This is a genomic window from Georgenia halophila (assembly GCF_039541595.1).
On the sequence record NZ_BAABGN010000013.1, the window covers coordinates 509,609 to 525,969 of the forward strand.

Consider the following 16,361-nt stretch of genomic DNA (forward strand, 5'->3'; position numbering starts at 1 on the left):
AGGCGGTTGATGTGGCCACGCTGTCGGACGTCGCGGCGCTCGCGGGTGTCTCCAAGGCGACCGCGTCCCGTGCGCTCGGGCGTCCGGAGCTGGTGGCCCCGGACACGGTGGCGCGAGTGGTGGACGCCACCGAGAGACTCGGTTTCGTGCCGAACCGCGCCGCGCGGTCGCTGGCGCGCGGCCGCACGGGGATCGTCGCCGTCGTCGTCCCGACGCTGGAGAACCTCTTCTTCGCCCCGATCATCGGCGGGGCGCAGGAGCGGGCGGCCCACTCCGACCTGCACCTGACCATCTCGGTCTACGAGCTCGACGACGCCGGCGACCTGGACGCGCTCGAGCGGCTCGCCGGTCAGGTGGACGGCTTCCTCGTGATCGCGCCGCGTGCGGACGATGCCGTGGTCCGTGCCGCCGGCTCCTTCAAGCCGACCGTGCTCGTCGACCGCGAGCTCGACGGCCTCGCCTCCGTGGTGGCCGACACCGCACGTGCCTTCGGGGCTCTGGTCGAGGCGCTGGTGGACGAGGGGCACGAGCGGATCGCCTACCTCGGCGGGCCGGACGGGTCCTGGCAGAACGGCCAGCGCACGACGGCCGTGCGGGCGGCGGCGACGGAAGGCGATGCCGAGCTGACGGTGCTGGGCCCGTACCCGGCGACGTTCTCGGCGGGGGTCGAGGCCGTCGAACCGGTGCTGGCGGCCGGTGCGTCCGCCGTCGTCCCGTACGCCACCGCGATCGGGCTCGGTGCCATGTTCGCCCTGACCGCCCGGGGCAAGAGCGTGCCGGGCGACGTGACGGTGAGCCTGGAGTCCGACGTCGTCGACGCCCTCGGCATGCAGACCGCCCCGGCGATCGATGTCGACGGTGCTGAGCTGGGCCGCACGGCGATGGACCTGCTCGTCGGGCTGCTCGGTCCGAGCGGAGACGGTGCGGCGCAACGGGTTCGGCTGCCGGTCGCCGTTCGGCCGACGTCGTCGTGACCGTGGGTCCTCGACGACGCTCGGGGCGTCCGCGGGGGCTAGGCCCGCATCCCCCGCTGTACCGCCGCGGCGAGGGCCGCGCGTGCGGCGGGTGGATCCGGCAGTCCCGCTGTGTCCCCGAACGCGCCGATGACGCCGGCGGCCAGCTCGGACCCGAGCTCCGCCGCGGCGCCGGTCGGGGCGCCGGCGAGGCGGGCCGCGAGATATCCGCCGAGGAAGGCGTCGCCGGCGCCGACGGGATCGACGACCTCCACGGCCCGAGTGGGGAGGTGTCGCGGCGTTCCGTCGTCATCCTGGAACCAGCACCCACGCGGACCGCCCTTGAGCACGACCTCGCCGATGCCGTGCTCGCGGGCGGCGGCGAAGACCGCTTCCGGCTCCGTAACCCCGAGGACCGGCTCGGACTCGTCGTCGCCCAGGACGAGCAGGTCGGTGCGAGGCAGGACCCTCCCGAGGGCGGCGACGACGGCGTCCAGATCGCCGAAGCCCTGCCGCAGGTTCACGTCGACGACGACGCTCGTGCCGTGGTCCGCCGCGGCCTCCGCGATCGCCGTGACCAGCTCTCGCGGCCCGGTGCCCAGCGCGGCCGTCAGACCGGACAGGACGACGGCGCGCGGCGGCGTCGTCCAGAGCCGCTCGGCGTCCGAGCGGTCCATCGCCGAGGCGGCGGAGCCCGCGCGGTAGTACGTCACCCGACGGCTGCCGTCGGGCGGAGTCTCGCGCAGGAAGAGCCCGGTGGGCCGGGAGTCGTCAGCGGTGACCATGGCGGTGTCGATGCCGAGCGAGCTCATGGCGTGCCGGATGCGCGTGCCGGGGGAGTCCGCGCCGAGCCGGGTCAGGAGCGCGGCGGTTCCGCCGAGGCGAGCGACGGCGGCGGACATGTTGAGCTCCGCGCCCGCGACGTCGACCAGCATCGAGGACGCGTCCGCGACCGTCTCGGGCGGGGTGGCCTGCAACAGGAGCATGGCCTCGCCGACGCCGGCGACGTCGAGGGTCTCGCCGAGCGGGCGTGCGAGGGGTGGCCACGCCATGTCAGCCCGCCAGGCCCTGGGACCACGCGGCCGCCAGTGCCGCGGCGCGTGACTGCAGCTCGGACCAGTCCCCGGCCGCGACGATCCGTTCGTCGACGAGGGCACTGCCCACACCGACGCCCACACAACCCATGCCCGCATAGGTGCGGGCGGCGCTCGCGTCCACACCGCCGGTCGGCACCAGGGGGACGTCGGACAGGGGAGCTTGGACGGCCCGGATGTAGGCCGGTCCGCCCACGGTGTCGACCGGGAATACCTTGACCGCAGCGGCGCCGTGGTGCCAGGCGGTGTCGATCTCGGTGGGGCTCAGCGCGCCGGCCGCCACCGGGACGCCGGCCGCGCCGGCGATCTCGAGGACCTCGGGCATGGTGGTGGGGGTCACCAGGAACTCGGCACCGGCGTCGATGGCCCGCCGGGTCATCGCCGGCGTGCGCACCGTGCCGACGCCCACCAGGGCGGAGCCCTTCCCGCGCCACCGAGTCACCGCCTCGAAGGCACCCGGGGTGTCGGCAGTGACCTCGACCGCCCGGACGCCTCCGTCGAGCAGCGCCTGGAAGATCTCGTCGACCGCTCGTTGCTCACGGAGCCGGATGATCGCGATGACACCTGACGGCGTGGAGGCCGCGGGCATGAACCACTCCTTCGTCTGCCGAGCTGGGCTCGTCCGTGAGAACGGCCTGCCCGGGTCGCGGACTGCACACGCTATCGAACGTCTCCGGACCAGGGCGGTGAGGTTGATTCGGGTAGACATCCGCGCCGCGCGCCGCGCGTCGCACCGGTCACGGCCACGGTCATCGACGACCCCGACGACGATCTCGTCGGGGTCGCGGCACGTGCCGGGCTAGGCGGTAGGCGCCGGGGTCGGTACGTCCGCGCGCTCGGTGGCGATGCGGGCGGCGAGGGCCGCGAACGCGGCGAGGTAGAGGACTCCGGAGACGTAGGTTGCCCAGTCGCTGAGGCTGGTGCCGACGAACTCCACCAGCAGGAAGGCCCAGAGCGCCGGCGCCGCCCACCGCGGTGCCCGGCGGGAGCGCCACAAGGCGATCGAGAGCAGCAGCACGCCGAGGACGGTCCCGGCCAGACCGAGCATCGAGAACGGTAGGAACAACAGTGACGCCTCCAGATCCGCGACCAGTGCCGCGTGCACGTCGTGGTTCGCCGCGTCGGCGGCCATGACGATCTGCACCAGCATGACGCCGGCCCACAGCGTGTGGCCGAAGGCGCCGAGGACGCCGAAGCTCGCTCCGGTGGCGGCCAGTCGGGGACTGGCGGAGCGCAACCAGCAGCCCAGGCCCACCATGCCGACGGCGAAGAGCAGCTGCGCGAACGCGAACAGGAGACCGCTGGCCGCGACGGAGGTGCCGCCGTCGGCCAGCGCGGTCAGGAGGCCCTCCGCGGGGAGCGGGGGCTCGAGGAGCGTCCAGAGGAGGCTGAGGAGGGCGGTGGCGACGAGGGCAACCGCGGTCAGGATGCGAAGGTGTTGAGTCATGGCTCCAGCGAACCGCCGGGCCGCCACCGGCGTCGTCGGCCGGAGGTGGTCTCAGATGTCATCCCTGGTATGACGTCGCGGAGGGTGGTTGTTCCCTACCGTTGATCCATGGTGCGCTGGTGGCCGCGACTCGTCGACGCGCTGGTCGCCGCCGTCGTCCTGCTGAGCGGTCTGGCGGAGATCTGGGTGCCGTTCAGCTCCCGCACCGGCGACGGGCACCTGGTCGCGAGCACGCTGCAGGTCGCGGCGCTCGCCGCAGCCGTCTGGTTCCGGCGCAAGCGTCCGCTGACGGCAGTCGCGGTGGGGTCCGTGGCCATGGTGGCCTTCCATGCGGCGGACGTGGTGCACCTGCTGTTCTACGGCCAGCTGCTGCCGCTGGTCCTGCTCAGCTTCGCCGTCGCGCGCTACGGCGAGGGCAAGCGGGCATACCTCGGCGGCGGACTGATCGCCGCCGTGATGATCTACGCCGACCTCACGATCCCGGGGCTCGGCGGGGCGGGCGAGCTGATCTTCCACTGGAGCCTGCTGGTCGTCGCCTACTCGCTCGGCACCTGGCAGCGGGTCACCGCCGCCCGTGCGGAGGCCGCACAGCGGCGTGCGATCGAGGCCGAGGTCGAGGCAGCCGAGCGGGCGCTCGCGGCCGTCCTGGAGGAACGCACCCGCATCGCGCGCGAGCTGCACGACGTCGTCGCGCACGCGATGAGCGTGATGGTGGTCCAGGCCGGCGCGGCCGAGCTCGTGGCCGACCGTCCCGAGGAGGTGCGCCGCGCGCTCGGCGCCATCCGCAGCACCGGCACCGAGGCGATGGGGGAGATGCGCCGGGTGGTGACGATGCTGCGCGACCCGGACGACGCGGCCCTGCGCGGACCGCAGCCCGGCGTCGCCGCCCTGGAGTCCCTGATCGCCGACGCACGTGCCGCCGGCCTGCCGGTCCGGCTCGAGGTCCGCGGCGACGTGCGTGACCTGCCCGCTGGGCTCGACCTCGCGGCGTACCGCATTGTCCAGGAGGCGCTCACCAACGCCCGCCGGCACGCCACGTCGGTGACCGACGTCGCCGTCGTCCTCGACTTCGCCGGCGCCGAGCTGCGCATCGACGTCCGCGACGACGGGCACGGCGACCCGTCGACCGGCGGGTCCGGGCACGGCCTCATCGGGATGCACGAGCGCGTGAGCCTCTACGGTGGCCGGCTACGCACCGGGGCGCTGCCCGGGCGGGGGTACGCCGTCGAGGCCGAACTCCCACTGGAGCCCGCATGACCCGCGTGCTGATCGTCGACGACCAGGAGCTGCTGCGCGGTGGCTTCCGGCTGATCCTCGAGCACGGCGGGCTCGACGTCGTCGGCGAGGCGGGCGACGGGCTGGCGGCGGTGGCCGAGGCGGCCCGCACCCGGCCCGACGTCGTCCTCATGGATGTGCGGATGCCGCGCCTGGACGGCATCGAGGCAACGCGCAGGATCATCGCCCGACAGCCGTCCGTGAAGGTCCTCGCGCTGACGACGTTCGACCTCGACGAGTACGTCTTCGAGTCGGTGCGGGCCGGTGCCAGCGGATTCCTGCTCAAGGACCTCGCCCCGTCCGACCTGGTGCGGGCCGTCGAGGTGGTGGCCCGCGGCGACGCGATGCTCGCCCCGCGGCTCACCCGCCGGCTGCTCGACCGGTTCGCTGCCGCCCCGGTGCCCTCGGCGAGCCTGCCCGCGCTCACCGACCGGGAGGCGGAGGTGCTGCGCCTGGTCGCCCGCGGCCTGTCGAACGGCGAGATCGCGGCACGGCTCTTCCTCAGCGAGGCGACGGTGAAGACCTATGTCTCGCGGCTGCTGATCAAGCTCGGCCTGCGCGACCGGGTCCAGCTCGCGGTGCTCGCGTACGAGTCGGGGCTGGTGCGGGCGGGGGAGAGCCGCGGCTGACCGGGCGTCCCGCCGTCGCACGGATCTCGTCCGTCAGTCGCACGGATCCCGTCCGCCAGGTGTGCCGTGCTGTCCCTGGGGGACGGGACGCGGCGCGGCCCTCAGAAGTTCTTCTGCGACCTCGCCGCGTAGTACTGCGACGAGGTGCGCTGCCACAGGAGCACCAGGATCGCGATGGCGAGCGCCAGCTGGACGACACCGAGCACGAGCTGCAGCGTGGTCGTCGCTCCCTGACCCATGGTGAACAGGAAGCTGAGGATGGAGATCCCGCCGAGGATCGTGGCGACGATCCGTGCCCAAGACCTGCCCTGGCCGTTCTTGATCGCCATCCAGATCCACAGCAGGACGGCGATCAACGAGGTCACGATGATCGTCCCGGTCGAGATGGCCATGATGGTGTCGACCATCTCCGGAGTACCCGCTTGCTGGGCCGTCTCTTCGGCCATCGCGCGCATCTCGTCCATGGAGGCGAAGCCGAGGATCGCACCGAGCGCACTCAGGACCGCACCGACGTACATCAGCTTGACGGCGAGGTCGATGCTCCGCGGCCGCTCGGGCGGTGCAGTCGGCTGGCCGTACGGCTCCGCACCGTACTGAGGCGCCGCGGGCGGCTGCTGGCCGTACTGCGGTGGCTGCTGCTGGCCGTATTGCGGCGGGCCGGACTGCGGCTGCCCGTATTGCGGTTGTTCGGGCTGATTACCCCGCTGCCCGTACGGATTCTGATCCTGCGACATGGTGACCCCCTCGTAGCGACCGTGATAGACGACCTCAGAATGCCACAGGGCCTGTCGAAAGAGCGTCCGCCCCCAGGGGGAGTTTTGTCGCCCGCCAGAAGGATTTCGGGAGTGGAGCGAGACGCCCGTGGCAAGACGTGGACCGAGCATCGAATGTGTGTTCGAATGGCGGCATGCGATGGGAAGCCCAGCGGATCGACGGCACGGACCAGGCGGCACTGCTGCCGCTCAAGGGTCTGGTTCGCAGCATCCGCACGCCCGACTTCGACGGCGTCACGTTCCACGAGGTCCTGTCCAAGAGCGCGCTCAACCGCGTGCCCGAGCAGTCGGCGATGCCGTTCAGCTGGACCATCAACCCGACGCGCGGCTGCCTGCACCGGTGTGTTTATTGCTTCGCTCGGAAGACGCACGAGTACCTCGACCTCGACTCGGGCCAGGACTTCGACACCCAGATCATCGTCAAGACCAACGTGGTCGACGTGCTGCGCAAGGAGCTCGCCCGGCCGTCCTGGAAACGGGAGCACGTGGCACTCGGCACGAACTCCGACCCGTACATGCGGGCCGAGGGCCGCTACCAGCTGATGCCCGGCATCATCACGGCCCTCGCGGAGTCCGGGACCCCGTTCTCGATCCTGACCAAGGGACCGCTGCTGCGACGTGACCTGCCACTGCTCGAGGAGGCGGCGCGCACGGTGCCGGTGTCCGTCGCCGTGTCGCTGGCGATGGTCGACCCGCAGCTGCAGCAGCGGGTCGAACCAGGCACGCCGAACCCGAAGGCGCGCCTCGACCTCGTCCGGGCGATCACGAACGCGGGCCTCGAGTGCACCGTCCTCGCGATGCCGATCCTGCCGTGGCTGACGGACTCCGAGGAGCAGCTCGACGCGCTGTACTCCGCGCTCGCGGACGCCGGCGCCTCCGACGTGACCACCGGTGCGCTGCACCTGCGTCCCGGCGCGCGTGAGTGGTTCATGGATTGGCTCGCCCGCGAGTTCCCGGCACTCGTGCCGCAGTATCGCCGCCTCTACGGCGGCGGCTCGTACGCGTCGAAGGAGTATCGGCAGTGGCTGGGAGAGCGGTCGGGCCGGCTGCGCCGCCGACACGGCTTTGACATACGCCCGTCACGGCGCTGGGCGCGGGACCCGACGGCGGAGGAGCCGGACGCGGCACCGCCAGCTGCTGCCGAGCCGACCCAGCTCTCCCTGTTCTGATCCAGCGCAGCTCGGCTCGGCCTGTCGAGCGGGGCTCAGCTCGCGGCGTCGAGCAGCCCGCGCTGCTCCTGGGCGAGCGTCAGCTGGACTCCGACCAGGGCGGCATCGAGCTGCTCGACCGTGCTGCCGCCGAGCATGGGTGTGATTGACGGCGTCGAGCCGACCAGCCAGGCGAGGACCACCTGGCCGGGGGAGACGCCGAGCTCATCCGCCACCTGACGCAGGGCGGCCAGCCGCCGCTCGTTGCCGATGTGCTCGTACGCGGACGTGAAGTCCCGGTCGTCGCGGTCGTACCGCCCCTGCAGGAGCGGGCTGTACGCCCAGACGTCCAGGCCGTTGGACCGGGCGTAGTCGCGGTGCTCGTCGGTCAGCATGCCGAACCGGTGGTCCTGCCCGTCGATCGGGGCGTACGGGCGGGGCTGCAGGTACGAGTAGCTGTGCTGCAATGCCGTGAAGGCCGGTCGTCCGAGTCCGCGGGCCAGGTGCTGGGCGCGCTCGACGATCCAGGTCGGGTGGTTGGAGAATCCGGTCGCCTGCGTGGCTCCCGCGGTGACGAGGTCGGTCATCGCCTCGACCGTCTCCTCCAGGCGCGCCGACCGGTCCTCGATGTGTGCCCAGAGCAGGTCGACCGAGTCGACGCCGAGCCGGTCGCGGCTGCCGAGGAAGGCATCGCGGATTGCCTGCGCCGAGAGGCCGCCGACGTGCTCGGGGAAGCCGCCGGGGAACTGTGGCTCGGCGCCGATCTTGGTGGAGATGCGGACCTCACTGCGCATCGACGGGTTGGCGGCGAGCCAGCGGCCGATCACCGCTTCGCTCTGACCACCGTGCCCGGACTCGGCCTCCCAGAAGCAGTAGCAGTCGGCGGTGTCGAGCCAGCGGCCGCCCGCCTCGACGAAACGGTCGAGGAGGGCGAAGGATTCGGCGTCGTCCAGACGCGTGCCGAAGTACATCGTGCCGAGAACGAGCTGGGGTGTGGGCATGGTGGCCATGCAATCCTGGGGAGCGGTCCGAGCGCTACGCCTTTTGCTACTTCACTCGCCCGGCCGAGCCGTCACGGTGTGCGCGGTCGGCTCCTTCCGCAGCCGCCACGGCTGCACCACGAGCCACAGGACCACGTTGGCCGCCACCATGCCGCCAGCGATCGTCAGCGCCATGCCGATCGCGCCGGCGCCCAGGATGCCGACCAACGGAGCGGCGAGGGCGCCGACGCCGAACTGCACGGCGCCGAGCAGTGCCGCGGCGGTGCCGGCGGCCTCGCCGTGCCGCGACAGCGCCAACGCTGGTGCGTTCGGCAGCGCCAGGCCGGCCGAGGCGAGCACCAGCCACAGCGGGACCAGGATGCCGAACATGCCGCCGAAGCCGGTGGCCGCAAGAAGCAGCAGAACCAGCCCGGCAACAGCACCGCACCCCAGGGCGGTCGTCAGGATCTGCGACGGGCTCCACCGGCTCAGCAGGCGCACGTTGAACTGGGTGGCGGCGACCAGGCCGATCGCACCGGCGCCGAAGACGAATCCGAACTGCTGCTCGCTGAGGCCGTATTGCTCCTGGAAGACGAACGAGGAGCCGGAGACGTAGGCGAACATGCCCGCCATGGCCAACCCGGCCACCAGGATCAGGCCGACGTAGGTGCGGTCGGTCAGCAGCCGGCCGTAGTCGCGGACGGTGTCCAGCACGCCGCCGGTTCGGCGCCTGGCGACCGGCAGGGTCTCGGGCAGCAGGAGCGCGACGACGGTCAGGATCGCCATCCCCAGCACCGCGAGCACCACGAAGACGCCCCGCCAGGACGTCACGCCGAGGACCAGGCCACCGAGGGTCGGCGCGAGGATCGGCGCGGCGCCCATCACCAGCATCAGCCGGGACAGGAGCTTGGCCGCTGCCAGACCGGAGAACAGGTCACGCACGACCGCCATGGCGACCACCGTCGCGGCGGCGGCGCCCAGGCCCTGCAGCACCCGTAGCGTGCCGAGGGTGGCCAGGTTCGGTGCGATGACGCAGCCAATCGAGGCGAGGATGTGCACGGCGACGCCGGCCAGGAGCGGCCTGCGGCGCCCGAACGCGTCCGCGAGCGGACCGAGGAACAGCTGCCCCAGGGCGAGCCCAGCGAGTGTGCCGGTCAGCGTGAGCTGGACCGCGGCCTCCGTGGTCATCAGGTCCTCGGTGATGGACGGCAGCGCCGGGAGGTACATGTCGATCGTCAACGGACCGATCGCGATCAGGAACCCGAGCACGAGGACGAGCCGCACCCGCTCGCGGGTGGTCATGTCCTCACCGGCCATCGGTGCGCGCCCGCTCCGGGCCGGCACCGTCTGGCCGCGTTCGGGTCCTTGCGTCATGGTCATCCCATCCGTCGTTCTGCCGCTCGCGGAGCGCCCAACCACACGCTCGGCTCTTCGGACCCGAGGGGTAGGTGAGCCCGGGCTTGCGCCGTCGTCGCCGGCGGGAAGGTTCCGTCGGACGCACAGGATGCGGACGTACTGAGAGGGGTCTCCGAGCATCGACGGAGAAGGCGTCCTCCGGAACGGTAGCGGACAGCAATTCCGGTTACAAGCCAGGCACAGTCCGCGAGATGAGTCCGAGGTTGCGGAGGTCTGGCTACGGCGTCGGCTCCTTGCGGGTCATGCCGTTCCCGAGCAGCTGCGGTCCCGCGTACTCCTCGACGTCCTGGGCGAACGTCTCGGCGTCGTCTCTCGGCTCGTAACCGAGCGCGAGCGCCGAGGACAGGTCCCACCACCCTCGGCTGTTCGCGGAGACGCCGAAGGCGATGACGTGGCCTTCCACCGGACCAGACAGGGCGGCGTCGACGAGGCGGACGGCATCGGCAGGGCTCAGCCAGATGCCCAGGTCGAACGTCGAGCGTGGTCGCTCGGCGCAGAGGCCGATGCGCAGCGAGACGACCTCGAGGCCGTACCGGTCGGCGTACAGGCTGCCGAGCGCCTCCACCGCCGCCTTGGAGACTCCGTAGAAGGAGTCGGGCCGCACGGTCTGGTCGGTACGTGCGACCTCGTGGCTCGGGTAGAAGCCGACGGCGTGGTTCGAGCTGGCGAGCACCACGCGACGCACCCCGGCACGTCGCGCCGCCTCCAGCACCCGGTAGGTGCCGTCGACATTCGTGCGCCGGAGGCGCGTCCACACGTCCTCGCTCGCGATGCCGGCCAGATGTACGACGGCGTCCGCACCGGTCATGGCCTCGACGAGGACCTCGGTCGACTCCTCGACGCCGACATCGGCGACGAACGGCTCCTCGCCCCCGGCGGCGTCGTCGATCGGCCCGGCGTCGAGCAGGCGGAGGCGCCACCCGCGGCCACCGAGCCCGCCGTCGACCCGGCGCAGGTGTCCGCCGATCCGGCCCGCCGCGCCGGTCAGCACCACGGTCCGCGGTGTCGTCTCGTTCACGTTTTCTCCTTCGTCACGGCACAAGCGTGACGCTCTCGTCGTCGATGCGCACAAGAAGGGCGGCTTCGTTCGGTAGCGTCGCAGGGATGACGGTGGAGGAGGACAGGCTGGAGCTGCGGCTTCCGGACGACGACGACGCCTCCCTGCCGCAGTCGGTCCCGTTCGCGGAGCTGATGATCCACGGCGGCGGTTTCGAGGACGTCGTGCCGATCCTGCGCGCGGCCCTGGACACGACGACCTCCGCCGAGGAGGCCGGCCAGGTGGCCGCCGAGCACGGCAGCAGGCTCTGGCGTGCCGCGGTCGACCGCGCCCAGGGGCGGGTCGAGCGCGGCAACCTGCCCGCGAGCGACGACCGGCCGCTCTACTGGACCCGCGTGCTCGCGTTGCTGACGATCCGCCTGTGGCCGGGACCGGACCTGACCGCGCAGGAGCGTGACCACCTGCGCGACGCCTTCGACCGCGCCTCGCGCGGCATGACCGACATCGACTTCCCCGACGGGCGCGCCCGCGTGCTCGTCGGCGGCTTCGACCCGTACACGCTCGACGGCGGAGACACCGGCACCACTGCCGACGCCGCCGGCAACAACCTCCGCCACGGCAACCCCTCCGGTGCCGCGGCGCTCGCGCTCGACGGCACCAGCCACACCCGACCCGACGGCACCGAGGCTCGGATCGAGGCGTACATCCTGCCCGTCAGGTACACGGCCTTCGACCGCGGCTACCTCGAGGACACGGTCGGCCCGTGGATGCGGTCCGGGCCGAAACAGGTGCACGCGTCTCTCACCCTCAGCCAGGGCGGCGGGTCGGAGTTCCACCTCGAGGAGTTCAACGCGCGCTACCGCGGCGCCCGTGCCGACAACGAGGGCGTCACCCCGGCGGCTCCGGTCGACGGCCGGCCGCAGCTCGCGACCGACAACCCCGACGCCAACATCCAGATCCCGGTTCGCTTGGGCGGACGTGAGACGTTCGACCTCCACGACCCGCCCCAGTGGACGCGCGCGAGCCTGCCCGTCGAGCAGATGATCGCCGCGAGCAGCGGAGCGGACGTAACCCGCCCGCCGCGCTCGACCTGGCCCGACGGGACCGTCGCGTACGGCGTCGTCTGGAACACCCGCTTCACGGAGTTCCCCGAGCCGAGCTCGAGCGAGCGCGTCGCACGCAACGACCCGGTCCCGCACGAGTACCCACCACCCGAGGCGCCGGTCGAACCCTCGGCAGGGTCGGCGTCGTACCGAGGCGGGGGAGGCAACTACCTCTCCAACGAGAGCGCCTACCGCAACACGCTCCTGCGCGACCGGATGGGTCTGGACATCCCCGCGGGACACATCCACACGCCCGACATGCAGCACTTCGGGAGCGACTTCGCGATCAGCGACGACACGTTCGACGTCACCCGCCGCGCGATCGTCCAGCAGGCGGTGGCGCTGGTCCGCGTGGTCGGCGACCTTGTGCCCGCGACGCGCCCCGGGTGGACACAGGGCCCACTCGACTCCGGACACTGACAACACGTGCGAGACATCCGAGATCTTGGGTTCTCGACGAGGCGTCGGAGCAGTGCGAGTGGGGTCATGACGATGAGGGCACGCTCGGCCTCGAGCCTTGATCGGTTTCATGAGCTGCGATGATCTGGAGCTGCTCCATCGGCTGGCGCACGCTGCCGACGCCGTGAGCCTTCGCTATTTCCGTCGCATTGTCAGCACCTCGGTCAAGGACGACGGCACAATCGTCAGTGCGGCAGACGTCGCGGTGGAGGCCGCTCTCATCAAGATTCTTCGCGAGCAGCGTCCAGGTGACGGTGTGCTGAGCGAGGAGGGTGGCGGAAGTCCGGGGCAACGGCACCGGCAATGGATTATCGACCCCATCGACGGGACGGAGCCCTTCTTGGCCGGCCGCCGGTCGTGGGGGACTCATGTTGCGCTGACGATTGGTGGCGAGCTCGCGTTAGGCATCATCACTCGGCCGACCGAGGGAATCCGATGGTGGGCCATCCGCGGCGAAGGAGCATGGCGCGGTCACGCCGAAGAGTCGCCCGAGAACGCTCAGCGGATGCAGGTCTCGCGGACGGCTCGCCTAGCTCACGCGCGGATAGGTGGGTTCGTCGCAAGTGGTTCGCATTTGGCCAAGGCGATCGCTCTGCACGCCCGCTGGTCGGCGGATTCGCTCGGCGACATCATCGCGCTGGTCGGGGGACGCGTGGATGCCGTGATCGCTCCCGCTGGTGGCGCGTGGGACCACGCCCCACAGGTGCTGCTCGTGACCGAGGCGGGCGGCTGCTACTACGACCGGTTCGGGGGCGCGCGTTTCGACGCGGCCGGCGGTGTCTACACCAACGGCCTGCTGACCGATCAAATCAGGGCGATACCGGCCTTCAACGAGCTTGACTGATGAAGAGGTAATGCAGGAGTCGTATTGCCTCGCCAGCGGACAACTATTCGGGCGTCCCGGATTCTGATTTCCTGGCGAACTGCTGCGCTTGCCATTCATGCACGCCGGGCAGCCAATCCTCATGCGGTACGGGCCGGAGCACCGGACACTGGCTCGGTCCGCTCCCGCACACGTCCTCTCACGCAGGCGCCCATGCGCCGGATGCTCGAGAACCTGGACGGGGCGTGTGCTGGCGACATCGGGCCCCGCCTTTTCGTGACCGGCGGTTGCGGCCAGGAGATCCTGGGGCGTTGAGTGCTTCGGCTAGTACCGCGACCTTCGGCTAGGAGCGCGAGGCCACCATGCCGTCGGCCATAATCGCCTCCACGGTCTCCTCGGGACTCTGACCCGTCGTGTCGAGCCACAGCCCGGTGACCTAGTCCAGCCAGCGCGCCAGGACCGGGCCGGTGATGACGACGAGTCTGGGCACGGGCGCATGCTTCCAGAGGTTGGTTCCCGATCGATGGAAGAGTGGATATCAATTCGACGAGAGGGGCGACCACTGATGTCGGAACAGACAAGGGACTCGGACACGCCCTGGCCCGCGAGCGTGGCCATCCTCGGCGCGGGCGGGCTCATCGGTTCCGGTGTCCTGTACGAGATCGTGACGTCGGGGCTGTGCCGGCACGTCACCGTCAGCGACCCGCGAGAGGGCCTCGTTCGCGCCCACGCCTGGGATGTCACCGAGGCCGCCGTCACCGCTGGCCTGTCGGCGCCACGCATCGACGTCGTGCCCGCGGAGGAGCTCCCGCCCGCCGACGTCACCGTCGTCGCCGCCTCCAGGCCCGAGGAGCCCGGTCGCTCGCGACTCACCTTCGCGACCGTGAACTGGGAGCTGCTGCGCACGTTGGTGCCCGCCGTCGAGCACAGCGTCGGCGACGACGGGACCCTGCTGCTCCTGAGCAACCCCATCGACATCCTGGCCGAGTGCCTTCGCCGCACCTCGAGCCTCGCGGCGCACCAGGTCCTCGGGTACAGCCTCAACGACAGCACCCGCTTCCGGTCCGCCGTGGCGCGAGAGCTGGGTGTCGGCGTCGAGCGGGTCGAGGCCTGGGTGCTGGGCCAGCACGGCGACGCCCAGGTACCGATCTTCAGCCAGATCCGGGTCGACGGCGCGCACGTCGCCCTCGACGAGGCGGCCCGCCGTCGGGTCGTGGAAGACATCGAGGGCTTCTTCGCGCGGTGGTCCGCCCTCCAGTCCGGACGCACCAGCGGCTGGAGCAGCCCCAAGGGGGTCGCGCGGATGCTGCATGGCATGCGCGACGGTGGCGTCCTGCCGACATCGATCGCGACCGACGGCACCGGCTACGCGCCGGGCTCGTCGTTCCTCGGTCTGCCGGCACGGCTCGGCCGCAGCGGGGTGGTCGGGGTCGAGGAGTGGTCGCTCAGCGGGCACGAGTACGGTGCGCTCGAGCGGGCCGCGGAGCTGGTCACCGGCGTCGCCGACGAGCTGACCGGAGACGTGGCGAACCTTCCGTAGTCTGAGAGCGAGTCGTCAGTCAGAGGAGACATCAGATGCGCGTAGCGGAAGCGGTGGGACGGACGCTCGTCTCGCTCGGGGTCGGCCAGGTCTTCGGGGTGGTCGGCAGCGGCAACTTCTGGGCCACCCGGGCCATGACGGATCAGGGCGCGAGGTACGTGGCCGCCCGGCACGAGCACGGCGCCACCATGATGGCCGACGCGTACTCGCGGATGACCGGCGAGGTCTCGGTGGTGAGCCTCCACCAGGGCTGCGGGCTGACGAACGCGATGACCGCCATCACGGAGGCGGCCAAGAGCCGCACGCCCATCGTCGTCGTCACCGGCGACACCCCGCCGACGACGAAGACGTCGAACTTCTGGATCGACCAGGAGAGCGCGATCACGGCGCTCGGCGCGGAGGTCGAGCGGGTGCACAAGGGCAGCACCGCCGTCGCGGACACTGCTCGCGCGTTCCACCGAGCGGCGGGCGAGCGGCGCACCGTGGTGCTCAACATGGCGCTCGACGTCCAGGAGCGGGAGATCGACTTCTCGCCCGAGAGCATCCCAGCGGCCGTCCCCGTCGCGCCGTCGGGCACGTCCGAGGACGGCGCAGAGGTGGTCGCGCGGGTGCTGTCGGAGGCACGCCGGCCCTTGATCGTCGGCGGGCGCGGTGCCCGGTACGCCCGCGAGGAGATCGAGGCGCTCGCGGAGGCGTCGGGCGCGTTGCTGGCCACATCCGGCGTCGCGAGGGGCCTGTTCGCGGGCAATCCCTGGTACCTCGACACCATGGGCGGCTTCTCGCCGCCGGACGTGGTCGACCTCATCACGGACGCGGACGCCGTTGTCGCCTTCGGCGCGAGCCTGAACACGTGGACCACCCGGGACGGGACGCTGCTGGCCGGCTCCCGCGTCGTCCAGGTCGACGTCGAGCGCGAGGCGATCGGCCGGCACGCGAAACCCGATCACGGCGTCCTCGGAGAGGCGGCGCCGGTGGCCGCGGCGGCCACCGGCCGCCTGAGCGCGCGGCCGGACGAGGGCTACCGGACGCCGGAGGTGCGCGACCGGATCGTCTCCGGCGTGCGGTGGCAGGACCAGCCGTTCGAAGACATGGGGACGGACACGACGATCGATCCGCGCACCGCGACCATCGCGCTGGACGAGATGCTGCCCGACAACCGGATCGTCGTGCCCGACGGCGGGAACTTCAACGGCTACCCGGCGATGTTCTTCTCCATCCCCGACGCCGACGGGTACTGCCTGCCGCTCGCCTTCCAGTCCATCGGCCTGGCGATCGGTGCCGCCGTCGGCGCGGCCGTCGCCCGCCGCGACCGGATCGCCATCGCCGGCGTGGGCGACGGCGGGTTCATGATGAGCCTCACCGAGCTCGACACCGCCGTGCGCGAGTCCTTGCCCGTGGTGATCGTCGTCTACAACGACGCCGCCTACGGGGCCGAGGTGCACCACTTCGCCCCCGAGACGGACGACCTGGCCACCGTGACGTTCCCGGAGACCGACGTCGCCGCCGTCGCGCGCGGGTTCGGCTGCGCGGCCGTGACGGTCCGCAGCGTGGAAGACCTGGCCGGCGTCCGGGGATGGGTCGACGGCGAGCGCCGCGCACCGCTCGTCGTCGACCTCAAGATCCCGCAGTTCCCGTCCTGGATGATCGAGCACAGCTTCTCGGCCGAGAAGTGACCGGGACCCGCCCCGACCGCATCGCGCCGCTCGATCGGTCATCCGCTGTCG

At 71.6% G+C, this 16,361-nt stretch carries 15 protein-coding genes; 8 read left to right on the forward strand and 7 right to left on the reverse strand.

Annotation, left to right across the window (positions count from 1 at the left end; all coding sequences use genetic code 11):
- The first annotated feature begins 11 nt into the window (after nucleotides 1–11).
- Nucleotides 12–974, forward strand: a complete 963-nt coding sequence (locus tag ABD907_RS18495) for a LacI family DNA-binding transcriptional regulator (protein WP_345218275.1) — start codon at nucleotides 12–14, stop codon at nucleotides 972–974.
- Nucleotides 975–1,012: 38 nt separating this feature from the next.
- On the opposite strand, the gene ABD907_RS18500 is transcribed toward ABD907_RS18495, so the two are convergent.
- From ABD907_RS18500 to ABD907_RS18510, 3 genes are all read right to left on the reverse strand, one after another.
- A complete protein-coding gene (locus ABD907_RS18500; RefSeq protein WP_345218276.1) occupies nucleotides 1,013–2,005 on the reverse strand; it encodes a sugar kinase in 993 nt (330 codons plus the stop codon).
- 1 nt (nucleotide 2,006) lies between these two features.
- A complete protein-coding gene (locus ABD907_RS18505; RefSeq protein WP_345218278.1) occupies nucleotides 2,007–2,636 on the reverse strand; it encodes a bifunctional 4-hydroxy-2-oxoglutarate aldolase/2-dehydro-3-deoxy-phosphogluconate aldolase in 630 nt (209 codons plus the stop codon).
- A 210-nt stretch (nucleotides 2,637–2,846) separates the two neighbouring features.
- Nucleotides 2,847–3,494 (reverse strand): hypothetical protein, encoded by a 648-nt coding sequence (locus ABD907_RS18510; protein ID WP_345218279.1) that lies wholly within the window; start codon nucleotides 3,492–3,494, stop codon nucleotides 2,847–2,849.
- A 108-nt stretch (nucleotides 3,495–3,602) separates the two neighbouring features.
- On the opposite strand from ABD907_RS18510, the gene ABD907_RS18515 reads away from it, so the two are divergent.
- Both ABD907_RS18515 and ABD907_RS18520 read left to right on the forward strand, forming a co-directional pair.
- Nucleotides 3,603–4,751: a sensor histidine kinase gene (locus ABD907_RS18515; protein ID WP_345218281.1), complete on the forward strand. Its 1,149-nt coding sequence runs from the start codon at nucleotides 3,603–3,605 to the stop codon at nucleotides 4,749–4,751.
- Entirely contained in the window at nucleotides 4,748–5,398 is a 651-nt protein-coding gene (locus ABD907_RS18520) for a response regulator (protein WP_345218283.1), read from the forward strand. Before ABD907_RS18515 ends, ABD907_RS18520 begins: the two co-directional genes overlap by 4 nt.
- A gap of 101 nt (nucleotides 5,399–5,499) precedes the next feature.
- Here the strand turns inward: ABD907_RS18520 and ABD907_RS18525 are convergent, their stop codons facing one another.
- Nucleotides 5,500–6,132: a hypothetical protein gene (locus tag ABD907_RS18525; RefSeq protein WP_345218285.1), complete on the reverse strand. Its 633-nt coding sequence runs from the start codon at nucleotides 6,130–6,132 to the stop codon at nucleotides 5,500–5,502.
- Between the two features lie 173 nt (nucleotides 6,133–6,305).
- On the opposite strand from ABD907_RS18525, the gene ABD907_RS18530 reads away from it, so the two are divergent.
- Nucleotides 6,306–7,340 carry an Rv2578c family radical SAM protein gene (locus ABD907_RS18530; protein WP_345218287.1) on the forward strand — a complete coding sequence of 345 codons (1,035 nt, stop codon included), beginning with the start codon at nucleotides 6,306–6,308 and terminating at the stop codon, nucleotides 7,338–7,340.
- Between the two features lie 35 nt (nucleotides 7,341–7,375).
- On the opposite strand, the gene ABD907_RS18535 is transcribed toward ABD907_RS18530, so the two are convergent.
- From ABD907_RS18535 to ABD907_RS18545, 3 genes are all read right to left on the reverse strand, one after another.
- On the reverse strand, nucleotides 7,376–8,320 hold the full coding sequence (locus tag ABD907_RS18535; RefSeq protein ID WP_345218288.1) for an aldo/keto reductase: 945 nt from the start codon (nucleotides 8,318–8,320) through the stop codon (nucleotides 7,376–7,378).
- Nucleotides 8,321–8,371: 51 nt separating this feature from the next.
- Entirely contained in the window at nucleotides 8,372–9,673 is a 1,302-nt protein-coding gene (locus ABD907_RS18540; RefSeq protein WP_486334136.1) for a multidrug effflux MFS transporter, read from the reverse strand.
- A gap of 259 nt (nucleotides 9,674–9,932) precedes the next feature.
- On the reverse strand, nucleotides 9,933–10,733 hold the full coding sequence (locus tag ABD907_RS18545; protein WP_345218292.1) for an NAD-dependent epimerase/dehydratase family protein: 801 nt from the start codon (nucleotides 10,731–10,733) through the stop codon (nucleotides 9,933–9,935).
- A gap of 86 nt (nucleotides 10,734–10,819) precedes the next feature.
- Here ABD907_RS18545 and ABD907_RS18550 point away from each other — a divergent pair, with 86 nt between their 5' ends.
- The 4 genes from ABD907_RS18550 to ABD907_RS18565 all read left to right on the forward strand — a co-directional run bounded on the left by ABD907_RS18550 (nucleotide 10,820) and on the right by ABD907_RS18565 (nucleotide 16,310).
- Nucleotides 10,820–12,235, forward strand: a complete 1,416-nt coding sequence (locus ABD907_RS18550; RefSeq protein WP_345218294.1) for a hypothetical protein — start codon at nucleotides 10,820–10,822, stop codon at nucleotides 12,233–12,235.
- Between the two features lie 97 nt (nucleotides 12,236–12,332).
- Complete coding sequence (locus tag ABD907_RS18555) at nucleotides 12,333–13,118, forward strand: inositol monophosphatase family protein (protein WP_345218296.1); 786 nt, start codon at nucleotides 12,333–12,335, stop codon at nucleotides 13,116–13,118.
- Nucleotides 13,119–13,662: 544 nt separating this feature from the next.
- A complete protein-coding gene (locus ABD907_RS18560; protein WP_345218299.1) occupies nucleotides 13,663–14,637 on the forward strand; it encodes a lactate/malate family dehydrogenase in 975 nt (324 codons plus the stop codon).
- Between the two features lie 35 nt (nucleotides 14,638–14,672).
- Nucleotides 14,673–16,310, forward strand: a complete 1,638-nt coding sequence (locus tag ABD907_RS18565) for a thiamine pyrophosphate-binding protein (RefSeq protein WP_345218301.1) — start codon at nucleotides 14,673–14,675, stop codon at nucleotides 16,308–16,310.
- Nucleotides 16,311–16,361: the final 51 nt, after the last annotated feature.

Excerpts from the sequence above, each read along its gene's own strand:
- ABD907_RS18540 (WP_486334136.1), bottom strand. The coding sequence starts at position 9,673 with ATGACGCAAGGACCCGAACGCGGCCAGACGGTGCCGGCCCGGAGCGGG.
- ABD907_RS18515 (WP_345218281.1), top strand. The coding sequence starts at position 3,603 with ATGGTGCGCTGGTGGCCGCGACTCGTCGACGCGCTGGTCGCCGCCGTC.
- ABD907_RS18550 (WP_345218294.1), top strand. The coding sequence starts at position 10,820 with ATGACGGTGGAGGAGGACAGGCTGGAGCTGCGGCTTCCGGACGACGAC.
- ABD907_RS18500 (WP_345218276.1), bottom strand. The coding sequence starts at position 2,005 with ATGGCGTGGCCACCCCTCGCACGCCCGCTCGGCGAGACCCTCGACGTC.
- ABD907_RS18560 (WP_345218299.1), top strand. The coding sequence starts at position 13,663 with ATGTCGGAACAGACAAGGGACTCGGACACGCCCTGGCCCGCGAGCGTG.
- ABD907_RS18510 (WP_345218279.1), bottom strand. The coding sequence starts at position 3,494 with ATGACTCAACACCTTCGCATCCTGACCGCGGTTGCCCTCGTCGCCACC.
- ABD907_RS18535 (WP_345218288.1), bottom strand. The coding sequence starts at position 8,320 with ATGCCCACACCCCAGCTCGTTCTCGGCACGATGTACTTCGGCACGCGT.
- ABD907_RS18530 (WP_345218287.1), top strand. The coding sequence starts at position 6,306 with ATGCGATGGGAAGCCCAGCGGATCGACGGCACGGACCAGGCGGCACTG.
- ABD907_RS18565 (WP_345218301.1), top strand. The coding sequence starts at position 14,673 with ATGCGCGTAGCGGAAGCGGTGGGACGGACGCTCGTCTCGCTCGGGGTC.
- ABD907_RS18505 (WP_345218278.1), bottom strand. The coding sequence starts at position 2,636 with ATGCCCGCGGCCTCCACGCCGTCAGGTGTCATCGCGATCATCCGGCTC.
- ABD907_RS18525 (WP_345218285.1), bottom strand. The coding sequence starts at position 6,132 with ATGTCGCAGGATCAGAATCCGTACGGGCAGCGGGGTAATCAGCCCGAA.
- ABD907_RS18520 (WP_345218283.1), top strand. The coding sequence starts at position 4,748 with ATGACCCGCGTGCTGATCGTCGACGACCAGGAGCTGCTGCGCGGTGGC.